The organism is Paenibacillus sp. 2003 (genome assembly GCF_031455635.1).
GTDB lineage: Bacteria > Bacillota > Bacilli > Paenibacillales > Paenibacillaceae > Paenibacillus > Paenibacillus amylolyticus_B.
This window is the reverse complement of record NZ_JAVDTB010000001.1, coordinates 1,074,844-1,094,867: the sequence shown is the minus strand read 5'-3', so window position 1 is coordinate 1,094,867 and position 20,024 is coordinate 1,074,844. Positions and strand designations below refer to the sequence as shown.

Below are 20,024 nucleotides of genomic sequence, written 5' to 3'. Positions count from 1 at the left end.
AATACTTATAGTACTTACAATACATGTTCAAAAGACCGGTTTTCAGTACCAAGAAGATGGGATGAAGCTAGAACCTCTTATATTATGAACGATTTATCCAGGTCCAGGTTCGAGCTAGCCCCTGAGCAATTCTCCGATTCATACTTCGATTGGAAAAATACCCCCCATGACTTAGCGGATTCCAACTCATCGCCACGCCGCCAGAGTTCACTTCAATATCTTCTTTGACCGCTTTCTCATAAGCGGGATCAATGGGGCGTAATGGATAACCCAGAATATCATCCCGATCGTAGAAGTTCACCCATTCCCCTTCCAGCCCGGCATAATAGTTATTCACATGGGAAGAGGGCACCTGAATTGGGCAACTAAAGTCATGGTAACGCAAACTCCATAAGGGCAGGGTTGTACCAAACGAGTAAAAATTGGTCAGGGTGTCACCCCGCTCCAAAGCCGAGTTCACATCCACAACTTCAGGAACACGACTGGACGGATATTGTAGATCGTAGAAGAAGTTACTGGCGATTACGGCACCCAAACTATGGGCAACCACGCAGAGCGGAGCTTCCGGTCCATTACGCTGTGCAAGGGTATGCATCGCCTGATTCAACGTTCGATGTACGGCATCATAATTATGGCCTTGATTTTCCACAGGTTGATAAGCAACCGCATCAGCCAGGTAATGGATGACAAATCGGCGCAACGCCTGAAAGTTCAATCCCGGAGAGCTGACGAGCTGTTGAAAGAGTGCCTCTTCCCGCTCCTCAAATACATCCGCCCAATATACAGGTTCGATATCCACCATCTGTTCGGAGGCTCCAGGCAAGACCATCACCTTGTCCAATTCCTTATGCAAACAAGCAATCAGCTTGTCCGCGTACCCATCCTTCCGCATACCCAGCCCATGAATGACCATCACCGCAATACGTGTCATGGCTCTCCTCCTCATCGATCTAGGATCTCTTTCTCCACCATATGAACGCCACGACTGGAACATGCCTGAAGCTTGCTTTGTCAAACGATACCTTCCAGTGACCATTATTTTAAAAATGTGATTCTTCCATTTTATATACAGTTTACCATGATCGTCATGAAAATAACGATCATACAGCAAAAAAGGAGCTGCGTATCATGCAGCCCCTTCTTGTTGTTGTATTCAATTAACCTTTCAGATGAACCTTCAACACACCATTTTGATTAGATGTAACATCACCTGTGGTGACTTCCACCCGTTCAACCATATCTTGACCATCTGGAATGATAATCGGTGTAATCAGCGGGTAACCCGCATCTTCAATGACCTTACGATCAAACTCCAACAGTTTTTGTCCAGCCTTTACATGCTCGCCAGCTTCCACATGCATGTTGAAGCCTTCACCCTTGAGGGATACTGTATTAATCCCGACATGAATCAGAACTTGTAATCCACTTGCGTGTTCAAGAATCACCGCATGTTTACTTTTGATCACATGAGCTACCTGAGCATCAAACGGGGCAACAACCAGGTTGCCGGAAGGTTCAATCGCTACACCTTCACCCATCTGTTTCTCGGCAAAAGCCGGATCTGGTACTTGCTCCAGTGACACGGCCTGGCCGGTTAATGGCGCCATGATTTCCAGTGTATTCACTGCTTCGTCCCCTACTTGAGCTGCACTACGTGTGCGCTGGTTTGGATCTGTTTTTGCAGTTGAAGAGGTAACACCCGAAGCAGACTGCGATGTAGCCGCTTTAGGCTCAGCAACGGTTTCATTGCTTGCACTACGATCTTCTTTTCTCAGTTTGGCTCTGCCAAAAAGGACGGTCAGTACAAATGGTACAACCAGAACAATCGCCATGCCGATGAAGAAGACGCCCCATTTGTTAGGGAAAATCGACAGGAATCCCGGTACGCCACCTACACCGATGGAGGTTGCCTGAACATTATTCATCGTCAGCAACACACCACCAATCGCGGAACCGACCATACCAAAGATAAACGGATAACGGTAACGGATATTCACTCCGAAGATCGCCGGCTCAGTTACCCCGAGGAAGGCCGACACCGAGGACGTCGCTGCAAGTCCTCTCATTTTCTTCTCACGCAGGACAAGCATCATCGCAAGTGCCGCCGAACCCTGTGCGATATTGGACAATGCCAGCATCGGCCACAGGAATGTACCGCCCTGACTACCAATGAGCTGAACATCCACCGCTAGGAACGTGTGATGCATACCGGTGATAACGAGCAAAGCGTACAGACCACCGTAGATCAGACCACCCAGCGCCGCGTATGAATCGTATACATAGATCAAGCCGGATGTGATTGCATTTGCAATAGCAAATGTGACCGGTCCAATAATCGTAAATGCAAGGAATCCGGTAATCAGCAATGTAACTGGTGCAACGACCAGCAGTTTGATCGAATCATGTACCCTTTTATTCAGGAAAATTTCCATCTTCGCAAGCAGATAGGCCGATACCAGTACCGGCAGAACCTGCCCTTGATAACCGATCTTCTCAATCTCCCAACCAAACAAATTCCATGTTGGCACTGTACCTTCATTTACGGCATCAGCATAACCATATGCACTCAGCAGATCGGGATGTACCAGAATGAGACCAAGCACGATCCCGAGCAGCGGACTGCCGCCGAACCTTTTTACAGCTGCCCAACCAATTAGAGCGGGCAGGAACGTGAAGGCTGTACTTGCAATCGTATTAATAATGGACGCAAGATCCTTCCAGGCTGGATAAACATCCACCAGTGATTTTCCATCAAAGAAAATGCCTGGACCTGTCAGAATATTGTTAATCCCGAGCAAAAGACCTGCCGTAATGATTGCAGGCAAGATCGGAATGAAAATATCCGAGAGTGTTTTGATCGCTCGCTGGATTGGATTTTGCTTTTTACCAGCAACCGCCTTCACATCATCTTTGGAAGAACGTTCTCCCCCGGTAATCTGAATCATCTCATCATAGACTTTATCCACCAGACCAGGCCCAATAACGACCTGGAATTGTCCTTGGGAAGAGAACTGACCTTTAACCAGATCATTCTGATCCAGACTTTCAGTATCCACTTTACTCTCATCGTACAAGGCAAACCGGAGTCGTGTAACACAGTGCGTAGCAGCTTCAATATTCTCTTTGCCACCGACTGCCCGGACGATCTCCTCAACCTGTTTTTTATCAATTGCCATAGTGTCACTTCCTATTTATAAAATGTGATTAGTCCTGTTGTGGCACAAGCCACATATAGGATGCATACGGACTGAGAGAGATTTCCTGCGTCAGCGCATGGGTTGCCTCCGTATTTCCTATGAGTAACTCTGCTGATTTGCCTGCAATGTGATCATTCCAGACCGCTTCCGGAAGCGAGAACGTGACGTCCCGTTTACTGAAGTTGGATACAACAATCAGGGTTTCACTTCCATTGGTCCGTGCATACGCGAATACATCCGGGTGTGCATCGTCCAATCGTTCATACAGACCGTCGATCAGCACGTTTACCTGTTTACGCAGGGCAATCAATTTGCGGTAGTGGTAGTAGATCGAATCCGGGTCAGCCAGCTGCTGTTCCACGTGAATCGAAGGATACCGCTCATCCACCTTCAGCCAAGGTGTTCCCGTAGTGAAGCCGGCGTTCTGACTTCCATTCCACTGCATCGGTGTGCGGGAGTTATCCCGGGAACGCTCCTTCACGATTTCGAACGCTTCCTCCGCTGATTTCCCTCGTTCTTCCTGAAGCAAGCGGTACATGTTCGTCGATTCGATATCACGGAACTCGCTAACGTCATTCCAGACTGGATTCGGCATTCCGATCTCTTCACCCTGGTACACATAAGGCGTACCTTGCATTCCGTGTATCGTTGTCGCGAGCATCTTGGCACTCTCGGCACGATAGTCACCATCATCAGCAAATCGGGACAGTGCCCGCGGCTGATCATGGTTATTAAGGAACAGCGCGTTCCAGCCTCCACCGGCCTGCATGCCTGTCTGCCACTCACTGAAGAGCTGTTTCATCGCTTCAAAATCATACGGCATCAGTTCCCACTTCTGACCATTCGGATAATCCACTTTCAGGTGATGGAAGTTGAATGTCATTGAAAACTCCCGGGAAGCCGGGTTCGAATATTGGATACAATGTTCCAGTGTTGTGGAGGACATTTCTCCTACGGTTACCATGTTGTACGGTCCGAATACTTCGTCGTACATCTCGGTGATATATTCATGTACACGCGGTCCATCCGTGTAGTACTTGCGTCCATCACCAGGCGATACGCTGCCATCATCATCCGGGAAACGCTGATCTTTGGAGATTAGGTTGATCACGTCCATACGGAAACCGTCTACACCCTTTTCGGCCCAAAACTTAATCATATCCCGTACAGCTTTGCGTACTTCCTCATTCTCCCAATTCAGATCTGCCTGCGTTTTATCAAATAAAGTCAGGAAATATTGTCCCGTCTGTTCATCGAACTGCCAAGCAGGTCCGCCGAACTTGGATTGCCAGTTGTTCGGCACACCGCCATCCGGGGCAGGATCTTTCCAAATATAATAATCTCGATACGGATTATCCTTGGAAGAGCGGGATTGCTGGAACCACTCATGATCGGTCGAGGAGTGATTCACCACGATATCAATCATCAGTTTCATATCACGAGCCTTCAGACCTTTCAACAGTTCGTCAAAATCCTCCATCGTCCCATAATCCGGATTAATCCGGTAATAGTCCGCTACGTCATATCCATTATCATGCTGCGGGGATACATATACCGGCTGCAACCACACAATATCGATACCCAGATGCTGCAAATAATCAAGCTTCTCGGTTAATCCACGAATATCTCCGGTACCCGATCCGGTTGTGTCATTAAAACTCTTCGGATATACCTGATACACCGTTGATGTCTTCCACCAAGATGACGGAGTTGTATTGTTAGAACTCATGTTAACGCCTCCAATAAATTGTAATGCTCTTATGTGATGTTCTCGGCTAACTTCATATCTATATTACATAGGTAAACATGTATATACAAGTTGAATCTATAATATGTATATTCTTCGCCTCTTCTACACATTCCCCATAAATCTTTCCTCTGTAACATTTATTTTGGAACCTGCGTTCGTGAACCCAATGATATCTGTATTGAGACAACAAGAAACCGTCTGTTCTTCCCACCATTGGTGCGGGCAACAGACGGTCTAATTTGGTTGAACTTGGTTGAACTTTTTAAATGTATTCTACTGTTTTTTACTGTTGTAATGGATTGTTATTATAAAGTTGCTGTCATTTGACTTAATCACCACAGCGGAGACACGCCTCTTACGACATCTCCGGTGAAACTACGGCTTTCCCTTGTTTTTCCTGCATATTCAACTTCAATAGAGATAGTTCAGCTTGCTCTTCCCTTTCCAGTTCAGCAACACTGATCTCACCAGAGAGTACGGCACGCATTCGCTTTTGATCCAACAAGCCTTCCCATTTTGCAACCACAAATGCTGCAACACAGTTGCCCATCAGGTTGGTGAATACACGCATTGTATCCATGAAACGGTCTGCACCAAGCAGCAGAGCAACCGCTGCTACCGGAAAAGCATTGACGGCTACTGCCGTCGCGGACAGGGCCAGAAATGCGGAACCAGGTACTCCTGCCATGCCTTTGGAACTTAGCATTAGCACCAGCAGAATCGTAATCTGCTGCATCAAGGTCAATTCAATCCCTACGGCTTGAGCAACAAATACCGTTGCCAATGATAAATAGATTGAAGCGCCATCCAGATTGAACGAGTACCCCGTCGGCACCACAAGACCCACAACCGCACGATCGCATCCCGCCTTGGTTAGTTTGTCCATCATGCGTGGCATCACCACTTCCGATGATCCTGTTCCAATCGCCAACATAACTTCAGCACGGGTATACTTCACAAATTGCAGGAAATTCAGCCCGGTGATCCACCAGGCAGCGAGTGCCAACATGATGAGAAACAACAGTGCTGCGCCGTAACAGGCCAGAATCAACAGACCAAAGGACGACAATGTGGAAGCCCCATAGGCACCTACTGTGTAGGCCATGGCCCCAAATGCACCAATCGGCGCGAGTTTCATGATATAACCGATGATACGGAACACAATGCCGAGCAAGTTCTCAATCAGCGTCAGTACATTCTCTTTTGCCTTACTCTCGGTTGCTGCCAGTGCAACCCCGAACAGGCATGCCACGAGCAATACTTGCAGAAGTGCATTTTGTGCAAAGGCATCTACAACACTTGTCGGAATAATATTCATGATAAAGTCTACCGTATGCGGTAACTCGGAACCATTGGTTTTCGCTTCAATGCCGCTTGCGTCTATGGTTGAAGGGTCCACGTTCATTCCGGCACCGGGGCGAAGCAGATTGGCTGTTCCCAATCCAAGTACCAGCGCCACTGTAGTTGCAATCTCGAACCACACGATGGCTTTCAGCCCGATGCGACCTACCGACTTCAGATCACCGATTTTGGCAATGCCTGTTACAATCACCATGAAAATCAGTGGTGCGATGATCATCTTGATCAATTTGATGAAACCTGTTCCGAGCGGTTGCAGCAAGCTACCCAGATCCGGCCACAGAATGCCAACGCCAATCCCGATGATTACCGCTACAATAATTTGAAAAAATAATGATTTCATAAATGACATGAACGCTCCCCCTGTTTGCGGTCAATTCGGATTTCCGTTTGGTTTCCGTGTAACTTTTTATATCATTCTAAAAGGGAGTTCAACAATGGAATTTCAATGTTTTTGTCATTTGTACCAACTCTATCGGTGAAAATTGAACCTGGAACCGAAAAAAGACGAATACCACGTCAGTTATCTTGACGTGATATTCGTCTTTATCCATAAATCCATTTTTTATTGAACAGGGGTTAAATGTGCATCACAGGGTAATAGATTCTCCCGGGGCCAGCACACGTCCTTCCAACCCTCTTGCAGCCAGTTGTTGCACGAAGTGTTCCGCATCCTGACGAATCACCGGGAATGTATCATAATGAACCGGAATCGTCAGTTTGGCATTAAACCATTCGGCCGCTTGCAGCGCATCCTCAGGTCCCATCGTGAAATGTCCACCAATCGGCAAGAAGGCAACATCGATATCATGACGATCACCGATCATTTTCATATCCCCGAAGAGACTTGTGTCTCCGGCATGCAAAATCGTTTTACCACCAATATTAATGATATATCCAGCAGGCAACCCTGCATACATGATCCGTTGTTCTTCTTCGAGCACAATCCCGGAAGTATGGAACGCCTGAATCATTTTGGCTTGAGCAAAATCAAGATCTACCGTTCCGCCCATGTTCATGCCGAGTGTATCCAGACCTTTCCAGGACATATATGTAGCCAATTCCACAATAGCCACAACTTTGGCGTTATTCGCTTTGGCAATAGGCTCAGCATCGAGGATGTGATCCATATGTGCATGTGTCAGCAACACAACATCGGTCTTGATATCTTCAGGCTTCGTGACGGCAAGCTCGTTGCCACGCAGGAAGGGATCAATGATCAGAGACTTTTCTTCTGTGCCCAGCTGTACACTGGAGTGACCGTGGAACGTAATATTCAACAACTTGGATTCCTCCCGACATATGTTTTGATTATTTTGAAACCACTATTTATTATAAATCATAGCTCTTCACCAACGCAAAATTACGCTAGCCTCCGTGTCACCGCTGTTTACGATATACCCTTGCTTCATACGGCTGAAGCTGAATCGCACCTTCATTGGTAGAATAACGTCTGCTTACATTGCTGATGATCAGCTTGGCATGCTCGGAAGTCCAGCCTTCCGGCCAGTGCATCTCAGGTTCATGCCCACGGAAATTCAGAATGACCAGCATCTGTTCATCTTCCAGCGTTCGTGTATAGGCATAGATCTCCGGATCATTCGGCAGCAGCAGTTCATACGCACCATAGATGAGCACTTTATGCTGTTTGCGAAGCGCAATTAGCTTACGGTAATAATGCAAAATGGATTGCGGATCACTCTCGGCATCAGCCACATTAATCTCAGGATAATTATCATTCACCTGAATCCACGGCTGCCCCTGGGTAAACCCTGCGTGTTCCGTCTCATCCCATTGCATCGGCGTGCGGGCATTATCGCGACTCTTCAGCCAGATCGCCTGCATGACTTCATGCTTCGACTTACCTTGACCAATGTAATGATTGTAATAATTTTTCGTCTCGATGTCCCGGTATTGTTCGATATCCGGGAAAGCGACATTGGTCATGCCGATCTCTTCTCCCTGATAGATGTAGGTGGTCCCTTCGAGTGTAAGCATCCATGTCGCCAGCATCTGAGCAGAACGCACCCGATATTTACCATCATCACCAAAACGGGAAACCGGACGTGGCTGATCATGGTTGCCCATATAATTGGCGTTCCAGCCTCTACCATGCAAAACCGTTTGCCACCGGCTCATGATTTCTTTGAGATCTGTCAATTTCCATTCCTTATAGTTCCATTTACCAATTCCGGAAGATTTGGCATCGATAAACATATGCTCAAACTGGAATACCATATTAAGTTCGTCACGATCCGTCCCGACATAAGCCAAGGCCTGCTCAGGCCCAAGTCCCGAAGTCTCGCCAACTGTCATGGGGCCGTAAGGTTTCAGGATCATGTTATTCAGTTTCTTCAGGATGGAATGTACCTGTTCCAAGTTGGAAAAGAGCTGATACGCTGGAACTACCGGCAGATTATCCGGATTGTGGGCACTTGGCAGACCCTCTGCCTTGGCGATATGCGCTACTGCATCGAAACGGAATCCGTCGACCCCTTTTTCCAGCCACCAATGCACCATTTCATACATCTCTTCTGCCATCTGTGCATTGTTCCAGTTGAGATCCGGTTGCTGTTCCGAATACAGATGCAGATAATATTCATTTGTCTCGGGATCATGCTTCCACACCGAACCCCCAAAATAGGACTCCCAATTATTCGGCACCTGCCCATTTTTGCCTGAACGCCAAATATAATAATCCCTTTTCGGATTCATCTTTGATGAACGTGATTCAGCAAACCAAGCATGTTCATCCGACGTATGATTCAGCACCAGGTCCATCATGATCTTGAGACCACGCTTGTGGGCCTCTGCCAATAATCGATCAAAATCCTCCATCGTGCCATACTTGCGTAAAATGCCGTAGTAATCCCGGATATCATATCCGTTATCATGTCCTGGTGAATCATAAATGGGACAGAGCCAGATCACATCTACGCCCAAATTCTCCAAATAATCGAGCTTCTCATAGATTCCCTGCAAGTCGCCATATCCATCCCCGTCCGAATCTTTAAAGCTGCTCGGGTAAATCTGGTATACCACACTCTCTTTCCACCAAACGATATCGCCCACCTCGCTCTCATCTTTGTGTACTATATATTCTCTGCTCACAATATAATTAAGCCGTTAATATGTTTTATCCGAAATGATTCCCTTGTAAACATTTGAAAGGTATCTTATGCAAAAAGACCCGGTCATGGACCGCGATCTGCGGTTCAATTCCGAGTCCTTTTTTGTGAATATAAGACTAACTTAAATCCGGCGTATCCGATCCAGGCACCGATCGTGTTCAGAATAATGTCATCCACATCAAACGAACCTACACGTGTAATCAATTGTGTGACCTCAACACCCAGCAGAAGCAAAACTACTGTAGATGTAAATGTCAGGAACGAACGACACCTCCGAAACAACCATGGAATCCAGATACCCAGCGGAATGAACAATACGATATTGCCAAACAGGTTTTTGACCCAGTTATCTGTATTGTACCTCTCCCTCTCCATAAGAAGTGGACGAATCGTCTCGAAGGGTACGAGATTATATTGATAATACATGCTAGGTGTTCGTCCACTGACAAACAGTAAAATGCCCATAATCAGTAGGTACAGCACTGCCATGCAAGCAACAATGGTCAGCATCCACTTGGAGTGGAGCCACGACTTTTCGCTCATTCATCCCGTCCTCCGACCTTGATTTCCACGATGCGGTAAGGTCTATTTTAAAGGGATATAGATCTTCATGTCCAGTTGTTCAGGGGTCGATTTCCAGACATCCGTCACTTCAAAGTCTGGTCCTTCCCTCCGTTCATAGTTGGACTGCGGCAGCCAGCTGCCATAGATCATTTTACGAATATCCTGCCCGGAGCCTTCCACGGTGAACTCTGCATACAAGCCGCCCGGAATTTCAATCGAAGTAAAACCGGGTTCAAGTACCTGGGATGCTCCACTGCTTTCTTCACCCACAATAAAAGAAAATGCTCCATCCTCTTCAAAATGACAGGCCACACCGTAAGCCATATCAGGGCGTGTCCTCTCCGGGATCGCCATGAATTTTTGTTCCATGCCAAAATCGTGATAAAATCCGGGTATTTCAGCATAATGCTGATTGTCATTCAGGTTGGTCTTATATTCATAGCCGACAATCCAGTTCGGTGCCAATGTGACTAGACGGGGTGTGTTCATGTGGAACGTTCCACCAAGCTGGGTTCGATAATCATTAAAATCAATGCTCTGTTGCATCTTCAAAAGAGACAACCGATCTGTTTCCAACTTACGAAGCTTTGCGGGTGTCATTCCAAAGTAGGTTGAAAATGCACGGGTGAAGGCCTCCTGGGATTGATAGCCAAAGCTCATCGCAATGTCCAATATGCCTTCCGATGTGCCCCGCAGCATCCCAGCAGCTTCCGTTAATCTGCGTCTGCGCACATATTCAAGTACCGTAAATCCGGTGATCGCCTGGAATAAACGCTGAAAATGAAACGCCGAAAAGCTCGCAGCAGCGGACGTCTCTCTGATATTAAAATCATCTTGCAAATGCTGCTCCAAATACTCAATAGCAAGTTGAATTCGTGTGTAATGATCCATAGTGACGGCTCCCCTATCTAATTCAAAATATCAAACGATTTCTTATGTAGTATGACTGAGATCCCGATCTTTTTTTTGATTTTGTGTGCGAACTTGTATGATGAAAGATACGCGAGTTGCGGTTCTCTTCATGCTGAATGACACTATGATACACTCTATGCCAAAATCCCCTTGTTCTACAAGGAAATACTCTCTACGCTGGTTAATTTACCAGTAGAGATGGCTCTTGTGAACAAGGGGACTTGTTTGTTTAACAATCTATTCTTAACCTTTCCAGTTCCCGGACACGGGGTGAATACCCCAGATATCTGTCGCATACTCACTAATGGTACGATCACTGGAGAATATGCCGGAATGAGCCGTGTTTAATATCGCTTTCCGGGTCCAGCCCGGAATATCCCGATACGCCTGGTCAATCGCAGCATGCGCGTCAGCATAAGCAGCAAAATCACGCAATACAAAGTATTCGTCACCATGGGCCAGCAAGGAGTCATAAATATCCCAGAACTCCCCGTCACGATAACAGAATGCACCTGGATGCACCAGTTGCTCCACAACCTCGCGAATGCGTTCATCGTGATGCACAATCTCATTCGGACGATAGCTTCCCGAACGATAATACTCAAGCACTTCGTCTGCACGCAGACCATAGATGAACATATTTTCTTCCCCAACCTGCTCCGCCATCTCCACGTTGGCTCCATCCATCGTGCCAATCGTTAAAGCACCGTTCATCATAAACTTCATGTTGCCCGTACCGGAAGCTTCCTTACCTGCGGTTGAGATCTGTTCACTAACATCCGCAGCGGGAATGATCTTCTCTGCGAGAGAGACGGAATAATTTTCGAGGAAAAATACCTTCAAGCGGTCATTTACGGCCGCATCCCGATTCACTGTGTCAGCCACGGTGTTGATCAGCTTAATAATTTTCTTGGCAAAATAATAACTCGGCGCTGCCTTGGCACCAAAGATGAACGTACGTGGCACCATATCAAACGAAGCATCATTCTTAAGCCGGTTATACAGATGCATAACATGCAGAATGTTCAACAGTTGACGTTTGTACCCGTGCAGCCTCTTCACCTGTACATCAAAGATGGAATCCGGATTCACTGCTGTCCCGGTATGGTCCAGAATATACGCAGCAAGCCGCTCTTTGTTATCCCGCTTAATCAAACGGAACTGCTCCTGAAATGATGTATTATCCGCAAAGCCAGCCAACTGGTCCAGCTTGCCCGGCTCTGTTATCCAATCGTTACCGATTGTATCCGTAATCAGATCCGACAGTTTCGGATTGGCATGCATCAACCAGCGGCGATGGGTGATACCATTCGTTTTGTTATTGAAACGCTCTGGATACAGTGCATAGAACAGGGCCATCTCGCGCTCTTTCAAAATCTCTGTATGCAAAGCAGCAACACCATTCACGCTATGACTGCCTACAATCGCCAAATGCGCCATCCGTACCTGGTCGTTTGCAACAATCGCCAGATGCCCTATGCGATCCTGATCTCCCGGATACCGCTCCAACAGCATGCCACAGAAGCGTTTGTTGATCTCTTCAATGATCATGTAGATTCGAGGCAGCAGCCTGCTGATCATGGATACAGGCCACTTCTCAAGCGCCTCACTAAGCGTTGTATGATTGGTATACGATACAGTACGGGTTGTGATATCCCATGCTTCATCCCAGCCGTACCCCTTCACATCAATCAGGATGCGCATCAGTTCCGGTATAACCAAGGTTGGATGTGTGTCATTAATGTGGAAGGCCACTTTATCAGGTAAACGATCATATGGTAGCTCCAGCTTGTTGAACGTACGCAAGGCGCTCTGTACACCTGCCGAGCACATGAAGTATTGCTGCTTCAATCGCAGCAGCTTTCCTTCGTACTGGGAGTCGTCCGGATATAGAAACTCAGAGATCGATTCAACCGATCGGCTATAATCCAGATAACCGTAATAGTTCGAAGGGGTGTCGAGTGAAGTCTCGCGCTTTGGCTCGGCACTCCAGAGACGCAATGTGTTCACATGGGTTTGACCATAACCGATGACAGGCACGTCATAGGGAATGGCGACAACCGATTCGGCATCTTTTGTAACAAACTGATATTCTCCATCCTGCTCATGAGCTTCTACCCGGCCCCAGAACTGTACTTCCACCTTTTTGTCTGGACGGCGGACTTCCCATTCATTGCCCTTATCCAGCCAATTGTCGGGTAACTCTACCTGATTACCATTGATGATTTTTTGTTCAAACAAACCGTATTTATATCGAATCCCACAACCATGTCCTGCATATCGGAGAGATGCGAGTGAATCCAGGAAACAGGCAGCGAGTCTTCCCAGACCTCCGTTACCGAGTCCTGCATCCGCCTCCTGTTCTTCCACCTCTTCCAAGGAAAAACCCAGATCAGCCAGACTGTCGCGGACCAATTCTAATTCATTTACATTCAGCAGATTATTGCCGAGCAGACGTCCAATCAGGAATTCCAGCGAGAAGTAATAGACCTGTTTATCCTGGCGCTGCTTGAACCCCTGATTCGACGCTGCCCAATCCTGGCCTGCATATTCACGAATCATGCTTCCCAGTACGTGGTACACGTCTTCCTGTGTTGCTTCTTCAATCGGTTTGCCCAATTTGCTGACCAGATTCCGTGTAAAGATACTCTTGAACGTTTCCTTGTTGTCAAACAAAAGTAGGTTCCTCCCGGGGAAATCCTGTAGGATGGTGGCGGTTCATAGACATTTGATAAGCAAGACTGCAACACTATAAAGTGCTACACTTTCGGCTGAAAGCCCGTTCCGGTGACGAATCGTTCTTATGATCGCTGTTATCCCCGTAATTTTTTGATTATATTATTTAGATGTGAAAATACAGTGATAAAGGCGAACGCTACGCTTCTTCAGAATCGATTTCGTCCCCTCCACTACGTTTGCACGTATGAAGTAGCTTTTTCAGTGGCACCCCGATGCTTAAAAAATGTATGAACCTTAAATCCATCCTACAGGATTTTTATTTTATATATATTTATAGAAGATATCGGTTACGTGTGGGCATTAGATAATAGTACTTTTCGCTAAAATGTATGGATTCGACGGGTCGCCGATCAGCGTCTGTCCTCCGGTCAGCCTCACGTCTTTATCGAGAATGACATTCTCAAGGACCGTCCCCTCACCAATGTAACATTTCTGCATGATGATGGAACCTTTTATTTTGGCACCCTTGGCCACCTGTACACCACGGAACAGAATGCTGTCCTCCACCTCTCCACCCACAATGCAGCCATTCGCGAGAAGTGAATGTTTAACATCGGCGGTATCCAGGTATTTGGCAGGCGCTTCGTATTTAATTTTGGTCTGGATCGGATCTTCCTTGAACAGTTGTTCATATTGCCCTGTGTTCAGCAGATCCATACTGTTGCGATAATAACTGTCAATGGAATTGATGACTGCGTGATAGCCATCATATGCATACGCAGCGATATTCAATCCATCCGGATTTTTTTGAATCACATCCCGGAAGAAATGGCTCTCGCCATGATCAATGCAGCGTTGCACCTGGCGCAGGAACAATTCCTTTTCCATAATGAAAATTTCTGTATATATATTCGGGTGATTAGCGCTTTGGTGAATGTCCACCACGTTACCGTCCCCGTCATGATCAACTTTGACACAGGCGTCATGCTCAGGCAGCAGCTGATCTACCTTTTTGCAGACCAGTGTAACGTCAGCTCCTTTACTGATGTGATACCTGTAGACATCCTGGAGGTCTGCTTTGGTCACATGGCGACTGCCCGCATGCACAACATATTGCCCTGCTCCTCTGTGGAAAAAGTCCAAATTGTTATGGAAATGCTGCAAATCCCCTTGTGATGTATCTGTTGGATCGTTCCAGTCTGGTGGCAAAATAAACATGCCCCCATGCTTGCGATCCAAATCCCAAGGCTTACCGTCACCAAGATGGTCCATCAGAGAGCGATACTTGCGACGGACAAACACACCTATACTCTCAATTCCGGCATTCATCATATTGGATAGAACAAAATCGATCAGACGGTAACGCCCGGCATATGGCACCGCGGCTCCGCAGCGAAAATATGTCAATTCCTTCAATTCTTCAAGTTCATGGTCAAGGTTAATAACTCCGATCAATGGTTTCATCGCATGCACCGTCCTTTTGACTTCAATTAGGCCTTGCTGGTTATTCCTTGGCGAAGCTGACGTTCCAGTTCTTCCTGATCCACGAGCAATATATCACTCTCATCTTCCGGTGCAGGCGATATCTGTGTTCCATCGGGAATAACCAATCCTTCTGCGATAATAGCTCGGTAAATGCGTACATTTTGCCCGATTTTCACTCTTGGCATGATCACCGAATCGATGACAGCACTGTTCTCACCAACTTCAATTCCGTAGAACAGAACAGAATGGTTGACCTCACCATGCACTACTGTGCCTTCACTAATAATACAATTCCGTACCTTGCCCGAAGGTGAGATATATTGTGCAGGTTGGTTCGGATTACGTGTGAAAATACGCCAGTCCGGATCATTCAAATTAAATGGTGTGTCTTCGTCCAACAGGTCCATATTGGATTCCCACAGACTGCGAATGGTACCAACGTCTTTCCAATAACCTTCAAATGGATATGCATATAAGGATTTTTCGTTTTCAAGCAACAAAGGAATAATATCTTTACCAAAATCATAGGAGGTGGATGCCTGTTGTTCATCCTGGATCAGGAAACGTTTCAGTACATCCCACTTGAAGAGATAGATACCCATGGAAGCCAGTGTGCTCTTGGGCTCAGGAGGTTTTTCTTCAAATTCATAGATGCTATAGTCATCGTTGGTGTTCAGCACCCCGAATCGGCTGGCTTCTTCCAATGAGACATCAATGACCGATATGGTGCAATCCGCATCTTTATCTTTGTGATACTGGAGCATTTTTTCGTAGTCCATCTTATAGATATGATCCCCTGACAGAATGAGCACATGCTCAGGATCGAATTGTTCAATAAAGTTCAGGTTACGGAAGATGGCATCTGCTGTTCCACGGTACCAACTGCTTCCGTCTTCACGTTCATGGGGAGGAAGTACGTATACTCCGCCATTTTTACGGTCCAGATCCCAGTCACTGCCGATACCAATATAGGAGTGCAGGACAAGTGGTTCATATTGAGTTAATACGCCCACTGTATCAATACCCGAGTTAGAGCAGTTACTTAGCGGAAAATCAATAATCCGGTACGTACCGCCAAAATATACTGCTGGCTTAGCCAGTGATTTCGTTAATCCTTTTAACCTCTTACCTTGCCCTCCGGCAAGTAGCATCGCTACAACTTCTTTTTTCGCCATCATTACAGCCTCCTCCACGTGCATTCGTTCTGATTCATTTCAGAGCCCATAATCGATATTCTGTTGTGTGGACACTGTTGTCTTGATTAGGAGCATGCTGTACAGATGTGTAACCGGTGAATCTTGTTGCAGTTGAACTTCTTGGATTGTAAAGCCTGAAAAAGAGATGATGCCGGTGTAGAATTGCTTGACTGTCTTACAGAGGTGAATGTTAGATGCAGAACTTAAGGTGTAGCTCGTGAACAATGTAATAGACTACTCCTATTTAACATTAAACACGAAACGGACTGGGGAATCTTGCTGGAAAACATCGACATCAAGTTGCGGGTAAGATTACCCTTTCTCGTGCCGCTGTTATTCATATTGTATTCGATAAAAGGGAAGCAAAATCCTTTAGTTTTTGTGCAATCATTAAGTGGAAAAATAAGTAAAAAACATGAGTTCACATGACAAAAAAGCCGACTTTCGATCCCGGCTCATTTTGTCTGTTATTTTCTAACCCTGCTTGGTCCGTGATCCTCCATGTTCAACAGGATCGTACTCTGGTGAATCCGTTTCTGAAACAGTTTATATAATTTTGCGGAACAGCTCCATCACTTCATCCTTGGACGGTTGATAGGGATTGCCTGGTGCACAGGCATCTTTCATCGCGTTATCGGCAAGCAGTTCCACATCGGGATCTTTTACACCCAGTTCAGACAGTTTCTCAGGGATCCCGACTTCCTTTGATAGCTGACGTATGGCCTCAATGACGTAATCTGCACACTCCTCATCACTTCTGCCCTTCACATCCATACCAATTGCCTTAGCAATATGACGGAATTTGCCGGGTACATGCTTGGCGTTCAACTCTTCCACATAGGGGAGTAACATTGCGTTACACACACCGTGCGGCAGATCATATACGCCACCCAGTTGATGCGCCATCGCATGAACATAACCCAGACCCGCATTATTAAAAGCAATCCCGCCAAGGAAACACGCATACGTCATATGTTCCCGCGCTTCCAGATCACTGCCGTCTCTCACGGCTCTTGGCAAATATTCAAAGATCAGTTCAACAGCTGCTGCAGCTGTCGCACTTGTCACTGTAAATCCACCCGGTGTAACCATCGCTTCTACGGCATGTGTCAACGCATCCATTCCTGTGGCCGCTGTGAGACTTGCAGGTTTGCTGAGCATCAGCTCCGGATCATTAACCGACAGGGAGACCAGACTATTGCGGTCCACCATTACCATCTTCACTTTACGTTCCTCATCTGTAATCACGTAGTTTATTGTCACCTCGCTCGATGTGCCAGCCGTTGTGTTTACAGCCACAAGTGGCACGGACTTATGTTTCGATTGATGAAATCCTTCATAATCACGGATTTGCCCACCGTTGGTAGCTACAATGCCAATGCCTTTGGCAGCATCCTGCGGTGAACCTCCGCCTATCGATATAATGGCGTCACAGCCATGGTCCTGAAATAATCGTAGTCCATCATGTACATTCTGACATGTTGGATTAGGCTGAACCTCATCATATACTACATAGTCTAACCCTGATTTTCTTAGTATAGACAGTACCTGTTCAGCAACACCTGAAGTAATCAATTGACGATCACTTACAACCAGCGCCTTGCGGATACCCATCTGTTCAATCATCTGACCTGCTTCCTGTAAACATCCTCTACCCATCAAGTTCACGGGCGGAACATAATATGCATGTGTTGCCATTTGAACCAGCCTCCTGTAACCCCTGATTTACTATCTCCATTGTAACTGAATCCGTTTTCAGATATAGTGAAATAAATCACAATGAATCCGATAAATGTTACACTGGAGGTTGATTTTTACCCGTAATGAAAAAGACGACCCAGACACCCCAAGGTCTCCAAGCCGTCTTACTTATCTATCTTAAAGCTTTATCCACTACTTATACCTTACCGCAGGTACTTACACTAAAAGCATCCTTACGAAGGCTTACAGCGCCTTATCGTTCACGCCGTCAAGCCATGCCTCAATATCGCCAATTACGGAGGATACACAGCCATCCTCGAATGGAGAGTTCAATCCAGCCAGTTCAACCAATCCGGTGAAGGACAGGCTTCCTCCCGCTTTACACAATGTCAGATAGTCGGCCCATGCGGACTTCATGTCCTCATTGCTGCGTTTCCAGAACTGGAATGCACAGATTTGTGCCAACGTGTAGTCAATGTAGTAGAACGGCGATGAGAAAATGTGACCCTGCTTATGCCAGAAACCACCCTGCTCCAGATACGCATTATCTTTGTAATTGATGTGTGGCAGATAGGTCTTCTCAATGTTGCGCCAAGCCTGCTTACGCTCAGTTGGTGTTGCATCCGGGTTCGCATACACAAAATGCTGGAATTCATCCACGGCTACGCCATACGGAATAAACAACAGACCGGAAGACAGGTGATCAAACTTGTACTTGTCTGTATCTTCCTTGAAGAACAACTGCATCCACGGCCATGTGAAGAACTCCATACTCATGGAATGAATCTCAGCCGATTCATATGTCGGCCAGTTGTATTCAGGCACTGCAAAATCACGGCTCTCATACACTTGGAAAGCATGACCTGCTTCATGCGTCAATACATCGATATCACCGGATGTACCGTTGAAGTTGGAGAAGATAAACGGCACTTTGTAATCGTTCAGGAACGTACAATATCCGCCGCCCTGTTTACCTTTTTTGCTAACCAGATCCATAAGCTCGTTTTCGGTCATCATCTGGAAAAATGCATCTGTCTCTGGTGATAATTCAGCATACATTTTTTTACCATTATTGATAATCCAGTCCGCGTCACCTTTAGGTGTCGGGTTACCCGTCTTGAAGCTGAAGCCCTGATCGTAATAATACAGCGTATCCACATCAATCCGATTACGCTGGCGCTCTCTGAGCTTGGTCGCCACAGGTACAATATAATCACGAACTTGTGCCCGGAAGTTGGCAACCATCTCTGCGTTGTAATCCGTGCGGTTCATGCGATCATAGCCGAGTTCCACATAGCTTGGGTAACCCAGTTTCTTCGCGATCTGTGTACGCACTTTAACCAGTTCATCGTAAATGCGATCGAATTCAGCTTCATGTTCAGCCATGAAAGTGTATCTGGCTTCCGAAGCACGCTCCCGCATGGAGCGATCCGTGGACAGTTCAAATGGATGAAGTTGTGGCAACGTGCGCTCTTCACCTTCGAACGGAATCTTGGCCGAAGCGATCAACTGATTGTATTCTGTGGAAAGTTTGTTCTCCTTCTGGAGTTCTTCAATAATTTCCGGGCTGAATGTTTTCAGTGAAAGATCCGCCAGTTGGAACAGCTGTGAACCCCATTTTTGTTCCAACTCATTGCGGAATTTGGAGTTAACCAATGCACGGTAAAAATCCGTGATATATTCCTGCACAATGGGTGCATTCTCGTCCAGAAATTCGTTCTCCGCCTTGTAAAACTCATCATTGGTATCAATGGAATGACGGATGTAGACCAATTGGGCTTGTGTCTCAAAATCACTGCGCAGCGCGTTAATCTGATCCATGAACCCACTCTGTTCTTCAACCGTTGCCGCAGCTTCAAAACCGCTCAACAGCTCACGGAAAGATGTCTTGATGTGTTCCAGATTCGGACGTGTATACGTATACTCACTAAATTTCATTTATGTACACCCTTTCCTGTTTGGCAGAATCTCGGGAGTATCCCGAGTTAAACTACCCCCTATTATACAAAAGAGCAGCTAAAAAATCCCATCTTTACGAAAAATATTTGTC

The 20,024-nt window shown here is 46.4% G+C and carries 13 protein-coding genes; all 13 read right to left on the bottom strand.

From position 1 onward, the window contains the following. Positions 1–82: 82 nt before the first annotated feature. The 13 genes from J2X75_RS05130 to J2X75_RS05070 all read right to left on the bottom strand — a co-directional run bounded on the left by J2X75_RS05130 (position 83) and on the right by J2X75_RS05070 (position 19,912). The gene (locus J2X75_RS05130; protein ID WP_310334712.1) at positions 83–931 is read right to left on the bottom strand and encodes a chemotaxis protein; all 849 of its coding nucleotides are present in this window, start codon (positions 929–931) and stop codon (positions 83–85) included. 226 nt (positions 932–1,157) lie between these two features. Beyond that, complete coding sequence (treP, locus tag J2X75_RS05125; RefSeq protein ID WP_310334709.1) at positions 1,158–3,176, bottom strand: PTS system trehalose-specific EIIBC component; 2,019 nt, start codon at positions 3,174–3,176, stop codon at positions 1,158–1,160. A gap of 28 nt (positions 3,177–3,204) precedes the next feature. Next, positions 3,205–4,926, bottom strand: coding sequence for an alpha,alpha-phosphotrehalase (gene treC / locus J2X75_RS05120; RefSeq protein ID WP_310334707.1), 1,722 nt, complete (start codon positions 4,924–4,926; stop codon positions 3,205–3,207). A gap of 376 nt (positions 4,927–5,302) precedes the next feature. Then, positions 5,303–6,658 (bottom strand): C4-dicarboxylate transporter DctA, encoded by a 1,356-nt coding sequence (gene dctA, locus J2X75_RS05115; RefSeq protein WP_124114259.1) that lies wholly within the window; start codon positions 6,656–6,658, stop codon positions 5,303–5,305. A gap of 238 nt (positions 6,659–6,896) precedes the next feature. Beyond that, entirely contained in the window at positions 6,897–7,589 is a 693-nt protein-coding gene (locus J2X75_RS05110) for a metal-dependent hydrolase (RefSeq protein ID WP_124114258.1), read from the bottom strand. Positions 7,590–7,686: 97 nt separating this feature from the next. Beyond that, the gene (locus J2X75_RS05105) at positions 7,687–9,378 is read right to left on the bottom strand and encodes a glycoside hydrolase family 13 protein (RefSeq protein ID WP_310334704.1); all 1,692 of its coding nucleotides are present in this window, start codon (positions 9,376–9,378) and stop codon (positions 7,687–7,689) included. A gap of 143 nt (positions 9,379–9,521) precedes the next feature. Beyond that, positions 9,522–9,980, bottom strand: a complete 459-nt coding sequence (locus J2X75_RS05100; RefSeq protein ID WP_310334702.1) for a VanZ family protein — start codon at positions 9,978–9,980, stop codon at positions 9,522–9,524. 42 nt (positions 9,981–10,022) lie between these two features. Next, positions 10,023–10,892 (bottom strand): effector binding domain-containing protein, encoded by an 870-nt coding sequence (locus tag J2X75_RS05095; protein WP_310334699.1) that lies wholly within the window; start codon positions 10,890–10,892, stop codon positions 10,023–10,025. Positions 10,893–11,156: 264 nt separating this feature from the next. Continuing rightward, complete coding sequence (locus J2X75_RS05090; protein WP_310334698.1) at positions 11,157–13,589, bottom strand: glycogen/starch/alpha-glucan phosphorylase; 2,433 nt, start codon at positions 13,587–13,589, stop codon at positions 11,157–11,159. Positions 13,590–13,952: 363 nt separating this feature from the next. Continuing rightward, on the bottom strand, positions 13,953–15,056 hold the full coding sequence (gene glgD, locus J2X75_RS05085; protein WP_091031408.1) for a glucose-1-phosphate adenylyltransferase subunit GlgD: 1,104 nt from the start codon (positions 15,054–15,056) through the stop codon (positions 13,953–13,955). 26 nt (positions 15,057–15,082) lie between these two features. Further along, on the bottom strand, positions 15,083–16,252 hold the full coding sequence (locus J2X75_RS05080) for a glucose-1-phosphate adenylyltransferase (RefSeq protein ID WP_274599260.1): 1,170 nt from the start codon (positions 16,250–16,252) through the stop codon (positions 15,083–15,085). Positions 16,253–16,819: 567 nt separating this feature from the next. After that, on the bottom strand, positions 16,820–17,971 hold the full coding sequence (locus J2X75_RS05075) for an iron-containing alcohol dehydrogenase (RefSeq protein WP_310334695.1): 1,152 nt from the start codon (positions 17,969–17,971) through the stop codon (positions 16,820–16,822). A gap of 246 nt (positions 17,972–18,217) precedes the next feature. Beyond that, on the bottom strand, positions 18,218–19,912 hold the full coding sequence (locus J2X75_RS05070; protein ID WP_310334693.1) for a M3 family oligoendopeptidase: 1,695 nt from the start codon (positions 19,910–19,912) through the stop codon (positions 18,218–18,220). Positions 19,913–20,024: the final 112 nt, after the last annotated feature.